We start from the raw sequence: 15,396 nt of genomic DNA, 5'->3' as shown, positions 1-15,396 counted from the left end.
GGTCGAAAACGGCAATTTGCATTGCAGGGCCGATCCCCCTTGCACCTTTTGTCTCGCTGCCTATAACGCAGGACAATTTGGGCGCAGCCCGTGCCTGATTCAGACTGCCACGCCGAAATTTCTGTCAAAAGGACGCCCGCCATGCCGAAGAGAACCGATATCAAGTCGATCATGATCATTGGCGCCGGGCCCATCGTCATCGGTCAGGCCTGCGAATTCGACTATTCTGGCGCTCAGGCCTGCAAGGCGCTGCGCGAAGAAGGCTACCGGGTGATCCTGGTGAACTCCAACCCAGCGACGATCATGACCGACCCGGGTCTTGCTGATGCGACCTACATCGAGCCGATCACCCCGGAAGTGGTCGCCAAGATCATCGAGAAAGAACGCCCCGACGCGCTCCTGCCGACGATGGGCGGGCAGACCGGCCTCAACACCTCGCTCGCGCTTGAGGAAATGGGCGTCCTCGAAAAATTCAACGTCGAGATGATCGGCGCCAAGCGCGAAGCCATCGAGATGGCCGAAGACCGCAAGCTCTTCCGCGAGGCCATGGATCGCCTCGGTCTTGAAAACCCGCGCGCCACCATTGTTACAGCGCCGAAAAAAGACAACGGCAACGCCGACCTTGAGGCGGGTGTCGCGCTTGCACTCGAAGCCCTCGAGGACATCGGCCTGCCCGCAATCATCCGCCCCGCCTTTACCCTCGGTGGCACCGGTGGTGGCGTGGCCTACAATCGCGAGGATTACATCCACTATTGCCGCTCCGGCATGGATGCCTCTCCGGTGAACCAGATCCTCGTCGATGAGAGCCTGCTGGGCTGGAAAGAATACGAGATGGAAGTGGTCCGCGACAAAGCGGACAACGCCATCATCGTCTGTTCGATCGAAAACGTGGACCCGATGGGCGTTCATACCGGGGACTCGATCACCGTGGCCCCTGCCCTCACGCTCACGGACAAGGAATATCAGATGATGCGGACCGCCTCGATTGCGGTCCTGCGCGAAATTGGCGTGGAAACCGGCGGCTCCAACGTACAATGGGCAGTGAACCCCGCAGACGGGCGGATGGTCGTGATCGAGATGAACCCGCGCGTGAGCCGCTCTTCGGCGCTGGCCTCCAAAGCGACAGGTTTCCCGATTGCAAAGATCGCGGCAAAGCTTGCTGTGGGCTACACGCTCGACGAGTTGGACAACGACATCACCAAGGTGACGCCTGCATCGTTTGAGCCGACCATCGACTATGTCGTCACCAAAATTCCGAAATTCGCGTTTGAGAAATTCCCTGGTTCCGAGCCTTACCTCACGACAGCGATGAAATCGGTGGGCGAAGCCATGGCGATTGGCCGCACCATCCACGAATCGATGCAAAAGGCGCTCGCTTCGATGGAATCCGGTCTCACCGGCTTTGACGAGGTGGAGATCCCCGGTGTGCAAGCTGGCCTTTGGGAAAGCGTTGGTGCCGACGACAAGGCCGCAGTGATCAAGGCGATCAGCCAGCAGACCCCGGACCGCCTGCGCACCATCGCACAGGCGATGCGTCATGGCTTGTCGGACGATGAAATCCAGGGCGTCACCAAATTTGACCCGTGGTTCCTCGCCCGGATCCGCGAGATCATCGACGCCGAGCGCGAGATCCGCAAAAATGGCCTGCCGATGCGCGAAGACAAGCTGCGCGCGCTCAAGATGCTCGGCTTTTCGGACGCCCGTCTGGGTCTGCTGACGGGCCGTGACGAGGACAACGTGCGCCGCGCGCGCCACAACCTCGGCGTCAAGGCGGTGTTCAAACGCATCGACACCTGCGCCGCAGAGTTCGAAGCGCAGACGCCCTATATGTACTCCACCTATGAAAGCCCGATGATGGGTGAAGTGGAATGCGAAGCGCGCCCCTCGGATCGCAAAAAGGTTGTGATCCTCGGTGGCGGGCCAAACCGGATCGGTCAGGGTATCGAGTTCGACTACTGCTGCTGTCACGCCTGTTTTGCGCTGACGGATGCGGGGTATGAGACCATCATGGTCAACTGCAACCCGGAAACAGTTTCGACCGACTATGACACCTCGGATCGCCTCTATTTCGAGCCCCTCACCATGGAGCACGTCATGGAGATCCTGCGCGTCGAACAGGAAAACGGCACCCTGCACGGTGTGATTGTTCAGTTCGGTGGCCAAACCCCGCTGAAACTTGCCAATGCGCTAGAGGCCGAAGGCATTCCGATCCTCGGCACCACGCCGGACGCGATTGACCTTGCCGAAGACCGTGAGCGTTTCCAAGCGCTTGTGAATGAGCTTGGCCTGAAACAGCCCAAGAACGGCATCGCTTCCACCGGCGAACAAGCGCTTAAGATCGCAGAGGAAATCGGCTTCCCGCTGGTGATCCGCCCGTCCTACGTTCTGGGTGGCCGCGCGATGGAAATCGTGCGCGACATGGACCAGCTCAAACGCTACATCAACGAGGCAGTGGTGGTATCGGGCGACAGCCCGGTGCTCTTGGACAGCTACCTCTCTGGCGCGGTGGAGCTCGACGTGGACGCGATCTGCGACGGCAAAGACGTGCATGTTGCAGGCATCATGCAGCATATCGAGGAAGCTGGCGTTCACTCTGGTGACTCGGCGTGCTCGCTGCCGCCTTACTCGCTCGACAAAGAGGTGATCGAGCGTATCAAGGAGCAGAGCTTTGCGCTTGCGAAGGCGCTGAATGTTGTTGGTCTGATGAACGTGCAATTTGCGATCAAGGACAATGAGATCTACCTGATTGAGGTAAACCCGCGCGCCTCGCGCACGGTGCCGTTTGTCGCCAAGGCCACTGACAGCGCCATCGCCTCCATCGCCGCGCGCGTCATGGCCGGAGAGCCGCTGTCGAACTTCCCGCAGCGCGCACCCTACGAGCCCGACGCAGGCTATGACGTGAACACACCCATGGCTGATCCGATGACGCTTGCTGATCCGGACATGCCGTGGTTCTCCGTCAAAGAAGCGGTGCTGCCCTTTGCCCGTTTCCCCGGCGTCGACACCATTCTGGGGCCAGAAATGCGCTCCACTGGCGAGGTCATGGGCTGGGATCGCAGCTTTGCGCGCGCCTTCCTCAAGGCGCAGATGGGCGCTGGCATGGTGCTGCCCAGCAAAGGACGCGCGTTCATTTCGATCAAGGATGAGGACAAGACCGAGGTCATGCTTGATACGGCGCGCATCCTGATCGCCCAGGGCTTTGATCTAGTGGCCACCCGCGGCACGCAGGGCTGGCTTGCGGGGCACGGTGTAGAGTGCGCTGTGGTGAACAAGGTCTATGAAGGACGTCCGCATGTGGTGGACATGCTCAAGGATGGCGAGATCCAGCTGGTGCTCAACACCACCGAAGGCAACCAGGCGGTCGAGGATTCCAAGCCGATGCGCTCTGTCGCGCTCTATGACAAGATCCCCTATTTCACCACTGCAGCCGGGGCCCATGCCGCCGCGCGCGCCATTCAGGCGCAGGCCGAAGGGGAAGTCGAAGTGAAAAGCCTGCAAGGCTAACTGCGAAGTACGAAGACGCGAACTCCGCTGATCGTCTCACAGTACCGTGCAAGCAGCAGACCTCAAAACGCCTCCGGTTTCGGGGGCGTTTTTTTGTGCCTTTACCTCTCTCAAGAGAGACCGGATCGCCATTGGCAATCCGGCCGGGCGGCTGCGGCGCAGGTCCCTTCCCGACAGAACAGGTGAAACGCACCACCAGTGCTCTGAACGCGCTGCGGGATGGCGAGGACATATACAAACAATTGGATCTGATATTTGCGCTGCGCTCACGCAGATAGCATTGCAGCGACTCACCCTCAAAGGCACAGTCTCCATACACAGAGCAGCCCAGAAGGGCAGCGGAAGATCATGTTCCCTCCCGGCCATCAATCGCTCTCTCACCCCTCACAGATGGCCAATCTTTGATCTCCCCCCAAACGGAAAAGCCCCGAGGGACAGATCCCCGGGGCTTTTCTTATTTTTTGTGTCTCGCCATAACATGACGCCAACGCTCACATTGCGTCAGACTGGCTCGGGCTGGTTGAAGAGCGCCTGCAATGGTCTCAGGCACTCTCGCACGCCGTGAGGCCGCAGCCTAGGCGGCGGCTGCCATCTGCTCCTGCCGTTCCACCCCTTTGAAAAAGATCAGGTAGAACACCGGCGCCGCAACAAGCGTCAGCACTGTTGCAAAGGCCAGACCGCCCATGATCGTCACCGCCATCGACACGAAGAAGGCATCGCTCATCAAAGGGGCCATACCGAGGATGGTCGTAATCGCCGCAAGCATTACGGGACGCAAACGCGACACAGAGGCCTTCACGATGCTTTCGCGCAGCGGCAGCCCCTCTTCGCGCCGGACAATGTCGATTTCTTCCACCAGAACGATCCCGTTTTTGATCAGCATGCCGGACAGGCTCAGCAGACCAAGAAGTGCTGTGAACGTAAAGGGAAGCCCCGTGCCCAAGAGACCGATCACAACCCCGTTCACGCTCATCGGGACCAGCAGCCAGATAATGATCGGCTGACGGATCGCATTGAAGAGCAGAACGGAGATCAGCACCATGATCAGCAGCGAGAGCGGCAATTGCTTGCCGAGACTTGCATTGGCCTCCGAGGAGTTCTCATGCTCCCCGCCCCACTCCATCTTGTAGCCGACCGGCACCTCGATGGCCTCGATCGCGGCCTGCACCTCGCCAAAGGCGGTGGCAGCCGTCACATCCGGCAATACATCCGCCCCCACGGTGATAGTGTAGACGCGGTCGCGCCGATGCACGAGCGTGTTCTGAACCTCGTAGGAGATGCCATCGATCATCTGTTCCAGCGGGATCCAGCTACCAGAGGTCTCCGAGAACACCACCTGGTTCATCACGTTATAGGGGGCTTCCTGTGGTTGGCGCATGACAATCGGGATCAGGCGTTCGCGTTCACGGAACACCCCCGCTGTCACCCCGTTGGTCGAGAACTGCAGCGCGCTCGAGATCGCCTCTCGCGTCACCCCAGCCGTTTGCGCCCGGTCCGTGGCGTAGACGGGTTTGAGCACCAACTCCTGCTCGCGCCAATTGTGACGCACATCGCGCGTCAGATCGCTCTCTGTCTCCAGCAGTTCCTTGGCCTCATTGGCAAGGCGGCGCAGCACAGCCGGGTCCGGACCGGAGAAACGTACCTCAATCGGGGCGCCGCCGCCGGGGCCAAAGACCAGCCGCTCTGTGCGGAACTCACCTTCGGGAAAATGCGCCTTGCCCCAGGCCTCGAGATCCGCCTGCAAGCCCGGGATCTGTTCGAGATTTTCCGTGCGGATGATCAGATGCCCGTAGCTTGGGTTGGCCTTCTGACCGGCATAGGTCAACAAGAAGCGGGTCGCCCCCTGCCCCACGAAGGTTGCGGTCGATACCACCTCATCGCGCGCAGCCAGCCAGGATTCCATTTCAGCCATATGCGCAGAGGTTGCTTCGATCGCGGTGCCCTGTGGCAACTTGTAGTGCACATAGAACAGCGGCGTGTTGGAGTTCGGAAAGAACTGCTGCTTGATGAGGCCAAACCCCATGAAACACATCACCGTCACGCCAATGAGGCCGACCACCACAAGCCAGCGCGCCTTGAGTGCGCCGCGCAGCAGAGCGCCGTAACTGCGAAACAACAGCCCGTTGTAGCTGTCCTGATCGTCTCCCGAACCGCGTTTAAAGAAGTAATGCCCCAAAAGCGGCGTGACCGTGAGCGCTAGAATCCAGCTCAGCAGAAGCGAGATCCCGATCACGGCAAAGAGCGAGAACATGAACTCGCCCGTGGCGTCCGGGCTGAGCCCGATCCCGGCAAAGGCCATGATGCCAATCACCGTCGCGCCCAACAGAGGGATTTGGGTCTTTGAGGCCGCCTCATGCGCGGCTTCACGCGAGGATCTGCCTTTTTGCATGGAGATTTGCATCCCCTCCGCCACCACGATGGCGTTATCGACGAGCATGCCCATGGCGATGATCAACGCCCCAAGCGAGATGCGTTCCATCTCGATTGAAAACAGCGCCATGAAGAAGAGCGTCCCCACCACCGTCAGCAGCAGGGTTGTCCCGACCACAATGGCCGCGCGCCACCCCATGAAGAGCGCCAGCACCACGATCACAATGGCCACCGACATGGCAAGGTTCACGAGGAAATCATTGGACGCCTGCTCCACAACGATATGCTGCTGATAGATCGGATGCAGTTCCACGCCAAAGGGAATGTCGCTGTCCAGCTCCGCCAGCTTGGCGTCCACGCGATGACCAACATCCACGATGTTTTCATTGGCGATCCCGGACACCCCAAGGGTAAAGGCCTCAACCCCGTCAAAGCGGATCATCAGCGACGGGTCGATCTCTCGTCCGCGCCAGACATTTGCGATGTCGATAATGTTGATGGTCTCACCCCCGACGCCCACCGTCAGACCCGCGATCTCCGAAACGGAATCCGAGCCTTCGGGAGTTTGCAGAATGGTGTTCATCGGTCCGGCCTTGATCTCTCCTGCCGGTGTCACCGAGTTCGAAGTGGCAACGGCATTGGCGATCGCATTGACCGAAACCCCGAGGTTGGTGGCAATCGGCATGTCTGGTTCGACATAGATTGTCTCTTTGCGCAGCCCCGAGATATCGACATCCGCCACACCGTCCACGGTCAACAACTCGCGGCGCAGGAAGGTCGATAGCTCGTATTTCTCGCGGTCGGAAAACCCTTCAGCCGTCACCGCATAGAAGATACCAAACACGTCCCCAAAGCTGTCGTTCACCAGCGGCTCGCTGACGCCATCCGGCAGGCCACGGGCCGCATCACGCACCTTTGCGCGCAGTTTGGTCCAGATCTGTGGCAACTCCGAGCCGTCATAGGTGTCGCGCATCTCCACTTCGATGATCGACACGCCGGGGCGGTTCATGGAGGTGATTTCCTTGACTTCCTCCATCTTCTGGATGGCGGATTCCAGAGGTTCGGACACCTCCAGCGCCACCTGCTCGGCGCTGGCGCCGGCATAAGTCGTCTGGATCACCGCCTGTTTGATGGTGAAGGCAGGGTCTTCCAATCGGCCCAGCGAGAGAAAGCCCCAGATGCCCCCAAAGAGGGCAAACAGCATGATCAGCCACGTATAAAGCGGCCGTTGAATTGATCCGCGTGCAATGTCCATGTTTCAGAGCCTCAATTGCTGAAACCGACAAAGCGGCGCACCGCCTGCCCGTCCTTGAGCGCGGCGCCCCCGGTGAGAACGACTTCGTCGCCGTCCTCCACACCGGAGAGCACATCAAACGTGCCGAACTGATTGGGCGCGATCTCTACTTCGGTCCATGTCACCGAGCCCGCGTCCGCGCCCGTGGGGGTAAAGACCATCACACCGGTCTTGCCTTCTGGCGTGGTCACGATGGCGGTCACCGGAAGTGCGATACGATGCAGGCCGGTCGAGACGCGCACGCTCACGGTGGTCGAGGCCCCCGGCAGGATGTGACGATCTTCCGGCGGCTCCATCGAAAGGGTCACGCGGTAGGTCTGCCCCACGGCAGAGGCTTCGGCGACATATTCGACGATCTGAAGCGGGTATTCTTTGCTGCTCCCGGGGAAAGAGGCCACGATTTCGAACGTATCGCTCTCGTTGGCCTTCTGGAACAGAAGCTCTGGCACGTCGATTTCGACGTGCAATTCGGACATATCATGCAGGCGCGCAATTGGCGTACCTGCAGCCACCGTGGAAAACTGCGCCACCTCGCGCCGCGCCACCAGGGCATCAAACGGTGCATAGAGCGTTGCATGATCGAGGTTCGTCTGGGCCGTACGCAAGGCCACCTCTGCCAGTCCGGCGGCGGTTTCGGCATCTTCAATCGCCACCTGGCTCACGGTGCCCGCGAGGCGCGCGTTGCGTTCCTTGGTGCGATCCGCTTGCTGTTTATTCAGCACCGCTTGCTCGAGTTGAAGCTGAAACGTCTCCAGATCCAGCTGCGCGATCAGCCCGCCCTTGGGGATCTCGTCGCCTTCGGTAATCGGAAGCTTCAACACTTGCCCGCCCACCTGAAAGGCCAGATCGACGGTTTCCTTGGCCGCTACCTGGCCAAAAAAGCTCCGTTCCAGCGGCGCCGAGCCACCATCGGCGGTCATCAGCTTCACAGGTTTCAAAAGCACCTGTTCCGGCATTGCGTCTTGCGCCTGTGCGGCTACGCCAGCCGCCATCGGGGTCGCCAAAATCGCCCCAAGCATCACCGCCCGGATTGACGTCATTTTCATGTTTGATCTCCTTCACAGGGTGCCACAGCGCCCGACTGAACGGCCTTATTGTGAATTTTTTGTGCGAGCCGGGCGAGGATTTCTGCTTCTTCCCGCGTGAGGCCCGACGTTTCGTAAAATATCCCGGATGCCGCATCGACCAATTGTGCCCGACGCCTGCGCCCCTCTTCTGTCAACTCCAGTAGCCAAGCTCTTCCGTCCCCGGGGTCCCTTACCCGGCGGATCAGATTGGACTGTTCCAGGACAGCCGCAGCAGCCGTCATCGCAGACGGCGTCTTGTGCGTCAGCCGCGCAAGCTCCCCCATGCGACGGGGTTGCGCAAGAACAAGCAACAATTGATGCTCCGACCGGCCCAATTGCCCCTCGTGACAGACATCGTTCAGACGTTGCTCCAACTGCCAGTGAAGCGCAAAAACCCCCATCATGGCCTGCACTTCTGGCGTGTAAAGCTTCCAGATGTCTGAATGGTCGACTGTCATGTCCCGACTCCTCGCCCCAAACTAGTTCACCTGATGAAGTATTTAAAGACACGCCCCCGTTTTTCCCGCGGCCCGAGGCGAAAAAGTACGACGCTGCCCCGAGGGCATGCAGCCGGGATCTTGCGCCTGCCCTTGACCTTCGCGAGGTAAACGGGCCCTATATGCGCCACCTTGAGACAGGGCCCTAGGGATGGGCCTGCGACCCGGGACGTTACAATGTACACAGCAGCAATTACCGGCACCGGGGTGTACACCCCGTCCGAACGCATCACCAATGCAGAACTGGTCAAGGCCTTTAACGCCTATGTCGACCTGCAGAATGAGAAACACGCCGACGAGATCGCCTCGGGCGCGCGCGAGCCGCTGCAATACTCATCCGAAGAGTTCATCCTCAAGGCCTCAGGCATTGAGAGCCGTTTTGTCATGGACAAATCCGGCGTACTCGACCCGGAGGTGATGCACCCGCTCCTGCGCCAGCGCAGCGATGACGAACCCGGGATCATGGCCGAAATGGCGGTGGATGCCGCCAGACAGGCTCTCGCGCAGGCAGGAAGATCAGCCGAGGATGTGGATCTGGTAATCTGTGCCGCCTCCAATATGGAGCGCGCCTATCCTGCGGTGGCCATCGAGATCCAGAAGCTCCTTGGCATCCAGGGCTTTGCCTTTGACATGAACGTTGCCTGTTCCTCGGCCACCTTTGGCATTCAGACCGCCGCCGACATGATCCGCTCGGGTTCCATTCGTGCAGCTCTTGTGGTCAATCCCGAAATCTGTTCCGGCCACCTAGAGTGGCGCGACCGAGATTGCCACTTCATTTTTGGGGATGTTGCGACCGCCACCTTGATCGAGCGCAGCGAAGACGCCACAAGCGCCCATTTCGAGATCCTATCCACCCGTTGCGCCACAGAGTTCTCCAACAACATCCGCAACAACAACGGCTACCTGCGCCGCTCGCGCCCCGATGGCGTTGCGGACCGTCGTGACATGCAGTTCATGCAAAACGGTCGCAAGGTGTTCAAGGAAGTGCTGCCAATGGTCAGCCAGCACATCACCGATCATATGACCGCTGAAGGTGTCGGCGCTGCCGACCTTAAACGGCTCTGGCTGCATCAGGCCAACAAGACGATGAATGATTTCATCGGTAAAAAGGTTCTGGGTCGCACGCCAGAGGCCGGAGAACAGCCCAATATCCTGCAAGACTATGCCAACACCTCTTCGGCCGGCTCGATCATTGCGTTTTCAAAATTCTCGGACGATCTCGAGGCGGGCGACACGGGCCTGATCTGCTCTTTTGGGGCGGGCTACTCGGTGGGCTCAGTGCTCGTGCGGCGCCACGGCTGAGGCGATCCATCCTCCGGGCCCTTCTGGCCAAACCAAAACGCGCGCCCGAATGGGGCGCGCGGCTCAAGATCCTCGATACACATGGCCCCTGCAAAAGGGCAAAGACGACAGCCTCAGCCGCTCTCTTCTTCGAGATGCAGCTTCATGTCGAGGAGCACCTGCTGCAACAACACCGTCTCTTTCAGCAGTCGCTTGGCCTCGTTGACTGTGATGATGCCATCGGCAATCGCGTCCTGATACTCACTCATGAGCTGGGCAAAACGGCGGCTCAAGGCGATCACATCTGTGTTCACGCCCCCCGGGCGCGACACCGAAGCCTCGGTGCCGGAGGAATAGGACAAGGTAATGTTCTTCAGATCGGCCAGCGCAGAGGTCACATGCGGAAAGGACGCCGCCCCCTCGAGCTTTGCAACCGCATCGACCGGGATAAACCGGTCCGCATGTTCCGCATTCTCAGAGTAATAGCGCCCCAATGTGGCCTTTGATTTCCCGGTGATCTGGCAGGCGGCCTCGATCCCAACATCCTTCACAAGTGCTTCGGTGTGCTTTTTCAGATACGTCCCGATATCCGCCATAATGCTCTTTTACCCAAGTGGATGCCCCCTGCAGCCTGCGCCTCGGGGAACCTCACGATTAAATTCCCATTAAGTTTACTTACCCGAAGTGCAATACCTTTGCCAGACCCGGTGTGACCCTTGGTTTCAAAGAGTGAAACAGTAAGAGTATTGGTCACGCAGGGCCTGTGGAGCCGGTCCCAGTGAGTGAGTATCCGGTTCTATTCTGGGCAATTGGTCTGCCCGATTGATGTCCCCCAAAGGGCAGAACCGTTCAAAGACGAACGCTAGGCGTTCTGGACGGCACTCTGTGCGGCGGGGGACATCCCAACACTGGCCCAGGAGCTGGCATTGGCTCAACACTGGTGCGCCCGATATTCCAGAGCCACTCGGCATAGCCAGCCCCGTTGCATCATGTCCTGCAAGGCAGCCCAAGTGCCCCCCAAGGCCTGCCCCGTCCAAGGTCTGGCTGACCCAACTTCGCCCACCGCGCTTTCGTCTTTTCTAGAGCCAGCAAACGGGATAGACCGCAGCGCATGGCCAAGCTCTATTTCAACTACTCGACCATGAACGCCGGCAAGTCCACGGTCCTGCTGCAAGCGTCTCATAACTATCGCGAGAACAACATGCAGACCTACCTGCTGACCGCGCGCATCGACGACCGCGCCGGAACGGGTCGGATTGCCTCACGCATTGGCATCAGCGCAGAGGCAGATATGTTTGCGCCCGAAGATGACCTCTTTGGCAAAATCGAAACCCGCCTCGAGGATGGGCCTGTGGCGGCGATCTTTGTGGATGAGGCGCAGTTTCTGACGCACGAGCAGGTCTGGCAGCTGGCCCGCGTCGTCGATGATCTGGGTGTGCCGGTGCTGGCCTTCGGGCTTCGTGTGGATTTTCAGGGCAATCTGTTTCCCGGCTCTGCAAGCCTGCTGGCCCTTGCCGACGAGATGCGCGAAGTGCGCACCATCTGCCATTGCGGCAAAAAAGCAACCATGGTGGTGCGTCAGGACGCGACAGGCCAGGTCCTGACCGAAGGGGACCAGGTACAGATTGGCGGCAACGAATCTTATATCTCCTTGTGCCGCCGCCACTGGCGCGCCGCGATGGGGGATCTCCCCACCGCTAAAACACTGGGATAGAGCATCTTCTTCTAACCGCAAATATCCCGGGGTGAATGGGCCCCTTGTGGGCCCAGAGGGGCAGTGCCCCTGCCTTCACGAGATCTCCCTCGCGCCTGGTTCATCCATCACACAGGGTTTGGCAAAGGCGCCCCGGTCAGAAATGCCACGCAGTTGTCCAGCGCCATATGCCCCATGGCGCTGCGAACCTCTTCGGTGGCCGTGCCCAAATGCGGCAGCAGCGTCACCTGCTCCATAGCTCTGAGCTCCGCTGGCACCTTTGGCTCAAACTCATAGACATCAAGCCCTGCGCCCGCGATCTGACCCGCTTGCAAAGCGGCAATCAAAGCGGCCTCATCGACCACCTCGCCGCGCGCGATATTGACCAGATGCGCATGAGACGGCAGCGCTGCCAGCACGTCCGCATTGATCAGATGTCGGGTTTCCGCACCTCCGGGCACCGCCACAACAAGCATATCGACCGACGCGGCGAGCTCGATCAGGTTCGAGGCCCGCGTGGCAGGATAGGCAGTTTCTTTGTCGCTGCGCGCGAGATAGGAAATCTCCATGCCAAAGCCGAAATGTGCGCGTCGCGCGATGGCATCGCCAATCCGTCCGAGCCCAACCACACCAAGCCGCTTGCCCGACAGATGCAGCCCGAGCATCTGTGTCGGGTGCCAGCCCTGCCACTGCCCCGAGCGCACCAGCCGCTCGCCCTCGCCAGCCCGTCGCGCGGTCATCAGCATCAGCGTCAATGCAATGTCGGCCGTGGCATCCGTAACGGCACCGGGGGTATTGGTGACCTCCACCCCGGCCGCCCGCGCCGCTTCAGCATCAATATGGTTGAAGCCAACCCCAAAATTAGCGAGCAGACGGCACCGAGGCTGTGGCACCGCTGCAAAGACATCCGCCGAATAGGCATCTCCGAGCGTGGGCATCACAAGATCAAACGCCCCGAGGCTCTGTCTCATTTCCTCTGGGCTCAGAGGCGTGGTCTCTTGACGGATCTCCACGTCGAATTCTGCGCTCGCGCGCGCCTCAACCGCTGCGGTCATGGGGCGCGTGATCAACAGCCGCCGACGTTCTGAAGCCGCCATCAGTGCATCCGCCCCCCGCGCGGTACCTGCGCGGGCACATCGCCATCGGGGCCAATCAGGACAATCTCGCCATTCTCATCCGGCAAGCCGAGCACAAGCACTTCTGACATGAATTTTCCGATCTGGCGAGGCGGGAAGTTCACCACCGCCATCACCTGCTTGCCGATCAAGGATTCTGGCGCGTAATGCGCCGTCACCTGCGCAGAGGACTTGCGCTCCCCGATCTCATCGCCAAAATCGATCCACATCTTGATCGCAGGGCGGCGTGCTTCAGGATAGGGCTCGGCCCGCACCACAGTCCCCACGCGCACGTCGACCTTCAGGAAGTCATCAAAGGAAATGTCAGCCACGGGACAGTTCCTCCGAACGCTTGGCCGCAGCCGCAACCGCGCGCTGCAGGAGCGGCGGGAAGCCTGTCTCCTCATCCATCAGGACCTCAAGCGCGGCCTGCGTTGTCCCATTCGGGCTGGTCACATTGACCCGAAGCGCGCTGGGATCCTCTTCTGCCGCCTCGGCCAGAGCCCCGGCTCCGGCAACCGTGGCCTTGGCCAGTTGCATCGCCAGCGGCTCGGGCAGACCCTGCGCCACACCCGCAGCGGCCAGCGTCTCAATGAGGTGGAAGACATAGGCAGGGCCGGATCCGCTCACCCCGGTGACTGCATCCATCTGACCTTCGTCGTCCAGCCGCACCGTCTGGCCCACAGCCTGCAACAGGGCGTCGGCCTGCGCCATCTTGGCCTCATCCACATGGGCGTTCCCGATGAGAGCCGTAATGCCCCGCCCCACGGCTGCGGGTGTGTTGGGCATAGCGCGTACAATCGGGGTGCTCTCACCGAGCATCGTCTCAAACGTCGAAATCGGTGTGCCTGCCGCAACGGAGATGAACAGGGTCCCACCGCCCCCATAGGATTTGGCAGAAGGAAGCGCCGCGCCCATCACCTGCGGCTTGACCGCAACCAGAACGATTGCGGGCTGCTCAGGCACCGTGGCGTTGATATGCACGCCGGTTCCCTTGAGCCAGTCGGAGGGGTTGGGGTCCATTACATAGACAGCTTCACGCGGCAGCCCCCCTTCGAGCCAGCCCTTGAGCATCGCGGATCCCATTTTGCCGCAGCCCAAAAGCACCAACCCTCGCGCTGCGATCTCATTCATATCCATGCTTACCCCCATCTATCGTTTGAACATTGCCGCTTTTTGCGCGGCTGATGGGGACAAGACTTACGCCCGGCCGTAGGCCTCTGCAATGGCGACCTGCATCGCCTCTTTGGCGGGTCGCTCGCCCCAGACCATCAATTGAATGGCCGGATAATAGCGCTCCGAGTTGCTTACGGCCGCTTGCACGATGGCATCGACCTGCTCCGGCGTGGCCATCTGACCTCCCGAAAGCACCAGCCCATAGCGATACAGCATGAGCTTATGCTCGGGCCAATAGCTGAATGCACCAGCCCAGCACTGGTCGTTCATATGATTGATCAACTCATAAAGCTGAGGGATCTTGGCCTCTGGTGGCTCCATCTCGAAACTGCAAACCAGACGCAGGGTTTCATCGTAATCGGACCATGCAAGGGTCAGCGAATAGGTGCGCCACTGCCCTTCGACCGCCATGGCGATCTGATCATCCGCAATGCGGTCAAAATCCCAGTCGTGATGGGAGGCGAGGTTTTCGACAATATCGATGGGGTGAAGGTCGTCCTGTAGCTCGTGCTCGGAAAGTGCCATGATGCCACCTCTCTGGTCTCTAGCTTATAGGCTCGCCAGGCGCCCCTATCGCTAGCTGTCTGATCTAAGGGCAGGGAGTTTTTTCCTTGCCCCTACTAGATATGGTGAGCGCGCAGCCCAGATCTGGCAACCCTTTATTTGGGGACAACTGCAATAAGTTGTGGATGGTTGGAAAAAACGTGCAAAATATCGATGTTGCGGTACACTCTCTCAGGAGCGTTACCTGAACCATCGCCCTGGGTGGTTCGGGACCGGAAGCGGCGGGCCTCACCCCCGTGTTCAACCGATGTATCGGCCCACTTGTTTGCCCAAAACGCGTTAACCTTTCGAATCCCTTGCCGCAGAGCACCGCGCTGAGGCGACGCACAGGTCATCGCGGGGATGCGCACCGCGCGCACGGAAACCGGCGGCGGGAGCCCGTGCATTTGGCTCGGGGCACCACTCAAACTGAAAAAGGGATGCCGATGTGCATCCCTTTTCCCATATTCCAAGATCTCGGACCATTCACCGCGTAAGGCAACACCTGTGGCGACCACAGGGCGACCGATGCGCGGCGCGCTTCCTTTTAGTCGGCCTTGGCTTCGATCGCGTCCAGACGCGCCTTCAGCGCTTCGTTTTCCTCGCGCGCTTTCTGTGCCATGGCGCGTACGGCGTCGAACTCTTCGCGGGTCACGAAATCGCGATCTGCGAGCCAGCGATCAATCATGCTTTTCATCGCGGTTTCGGCTTCGTCTTTCGCCCCCTGCGCCACGCCCATGGCGTTGGTCATCAGTTGCGAAATGTCGTCCATAATCTTGTTGCGGGTCTGCATGGCCATCTCCCGGTTCATGTCTTACCTCTGCGAGGCTTACCCCCTATATGGGCACTTGAGGCG

Annotated in this window: 12 protein-coding genes; 3 read left to right on the top strand and 9 right to left on the bottom strand. The window is 60.1% G+C overall.

Annotation, left to right across the window (positions count from 1 at the left end):
* The first annotated feature begins 141 nt into the window (after positions 1 to 141).
* Positions 142 to 3,504, top strand: coding sequence for a carbamoyl-phosphate synthase large subunit (carB, locus tag ACZ1HH_RS03305; RefSeq protein WP_011537977.1), 3,363 nt, complete (start codon positions 142 to 144; stop codon positions 3,502 to 3,504).
* 574 nt (positions 3,505 to 4,078) lie between these two features.
* Here carB and ACZ1HH_RS03300 read toward each other — a convergent pair.
* The 3 genes from ACZ1HH_RS03300 to ACZ1HH_RS03290 are packed head-to-tail and all read right to left on the bottom strand — an operon-like array spanning position 4,079 to position 8,693.
* Entirely contained in the window at positions 4,079 to 7,129 is a 3,051-nt protein-coding gene (locus ACZ1HH_RS03300; RefSeq protein WP_472635861.1) for an efflux RND transporter permease subunit, read from the bottom strand.
* A gap of 11 nt (positions 7,130 to 7,140) precedes the next feature.
* Positions 7,141 to 8,214, bottom strand: coding sequence for an efflux RND transporter periplasmic adaptor subunit (locus ACZ1HH_RS03295; protein ID WP_472635860.1), 1,074 nt, complete (start codon positions 8,212 to 8,214; stop codon positions 7,141 to 7,143).
* On the bottom strand, positions 8,211 to 8,693 hold the full coding sequence (locus tag ACZ1HH_RS03290) for a MarR family winged helix-turn-helix transcriptional regulator (protein WP_472635859.1): 483 nt from the start codon (positions 8,691 to 8,693) through the stop codon (positions 8,211 to 8,213). Before ACZ1HH_RS03290 ends, ACZ1HH_RS03295 begins: the two co-directional genes overlap by 4 nt.
* 216 nt (positions 8,694 to 8,909) lie before the next feature.
* Between ACZ1HH_RS03290 and ACZ1HH_RS03285 the strand changes: the two genes are divergently transcribed.
* Positions 8,910 to 10,034 carry a beta-ketoacyl-ACP synthase III gene (locus tag ACZ1HH_RS03285; protein ID WP_472635858.1) on the top strand — a complete coding sequence of 375 codons (1,125 nt, stop codon included), beginning with the start codon at positions 8,910 to 8,912 and terminating at the stop codon, positions 10,032 to 10,034.
* A gap of 113 nt (positions 10,035 to 10,147) precedes the next feature.
* Here ACZ1HH_RS03285 and ACZ1HH_RS03280 read toward each other — a convergent pair whose 3' ends face one another.
* Positions 10,148 to 10,609: a hypothetical protein gene (locus ACZ1HH_RS03280; RefSeq protein WP_011537972.1), complete on the bottom strand. Its 462-nt coding sequence runs from the start codon at positions 10,607 to 10,609 to the stop codon at positions 10,148 to 10,150.
* A 515-nt stretch (positions 10,610 to 11,124) separates the two neighbouring features.
* On the opposite strand from ACZ1HH_RS03280, the gene ACZ1HH_RS03275 reads away from it, so the two are divergent.
* Positions 11,125 to 11,727, top strand: coding sequence for a thymidine kinase (locus ACZ1HH_RS03275; RefSeq protein ID WP_472635857.1), 603 nt, complete (start codon positions 11,125 to 11,127; stop codon positions 11,725 to 11,727).
* Between the two features lie 107 nt (positions 11,728 to 11,834).
* Here ACZ1HH_RS03275 and ACZ1HH_RS03270 read toward each other — a convergent pair whose 3' ends face one another.
* The 5 genes from ACZ1HH_RS03270 to ACZ1HH_RS03250 all read right to left on the bottom strand — a co-directional run bounded on the left by ACZ1HH_RS03270 (position 11,835) and on the right by ACZ1HH_RS03250 (position 15,333).
* Positions 11,835 to 12,803: a 2-hydroxyacid dehydrogenase gene (locus ACZ1HH_RS03270; RefSeq protein ID WP_472635856.1), complete on the bottom strand. Its 969-nt coding sequence runs from the start codon at positions 12,801 to 12,803 to the stop codon at positions 11,835 to 11,837.
* Positions 12,803 to 13,153 carry a tRNA-binding protein gene (locus tag ACZ1HH_RS03265; protein ID WP_416368028.1) on the bottom strand — a complete coding sequence of 117 codons (351 nt, stop codon included), beginning with the start codon at positions 13,151 to 13,153 and terminating at the stop codon, positions 12,803 to 12,805. The genes ACZ1HH_RS03270 and ACZ1HH_RS03265 overlap by 1 nt, the downstream gene beginning before the upstream one ends.
* Positions 13,146 to 13,961, bottom strand: coding sequence for a pyrroline-5-carboxylate reductase (gene proC, locus ACZ1HH_RS03260; protein WP_011537968.1), 816 nt, complete (start codon positions 13,959 to 13,961; stop codon positions 13,146 to 13,148). Before proC ends, ACZ1HH_RS03265 begins: the two co-directional genes overlap by 8 nt.
* Before the next feature lie 60 nt (positions 13,962 to 14,021).
* Positions 14,022 to 14,522, bottom strand: coding sequence for a type III secretion system chaperone family protein (locus tag ACZ1HH_RS03255; protein WP_011537967.1), 501 nt, complete (start codon positions 14,520 to 14,522; stop codon positions 14,022 to 14,024).
* Between the two features lie 565 nt (positions 14,523 to 15,087).
* The gene (locus tag ACZ1HH_RS03250) at positions 15,088 to 15,333 is read right to left on the bottom strand and encodes an accessory factor UbiK family protein (RefSeq protein ID WP_168610636.1); all 246 of its coding nucleotides are present in this window, start codon (positions 15,331 to 15,333) and stop codon (positions 15,088 to 15,090) included.
* Positions 15,334 to 15,396: the final 63 nt, after the last annotated feature.

It is taken from the genome of Epibacterium sp. HA2-3 (assembly GCF_055693725.2).
This window is presented reverse-complemented; position numbering and strand designations above follow the sequence as displayed.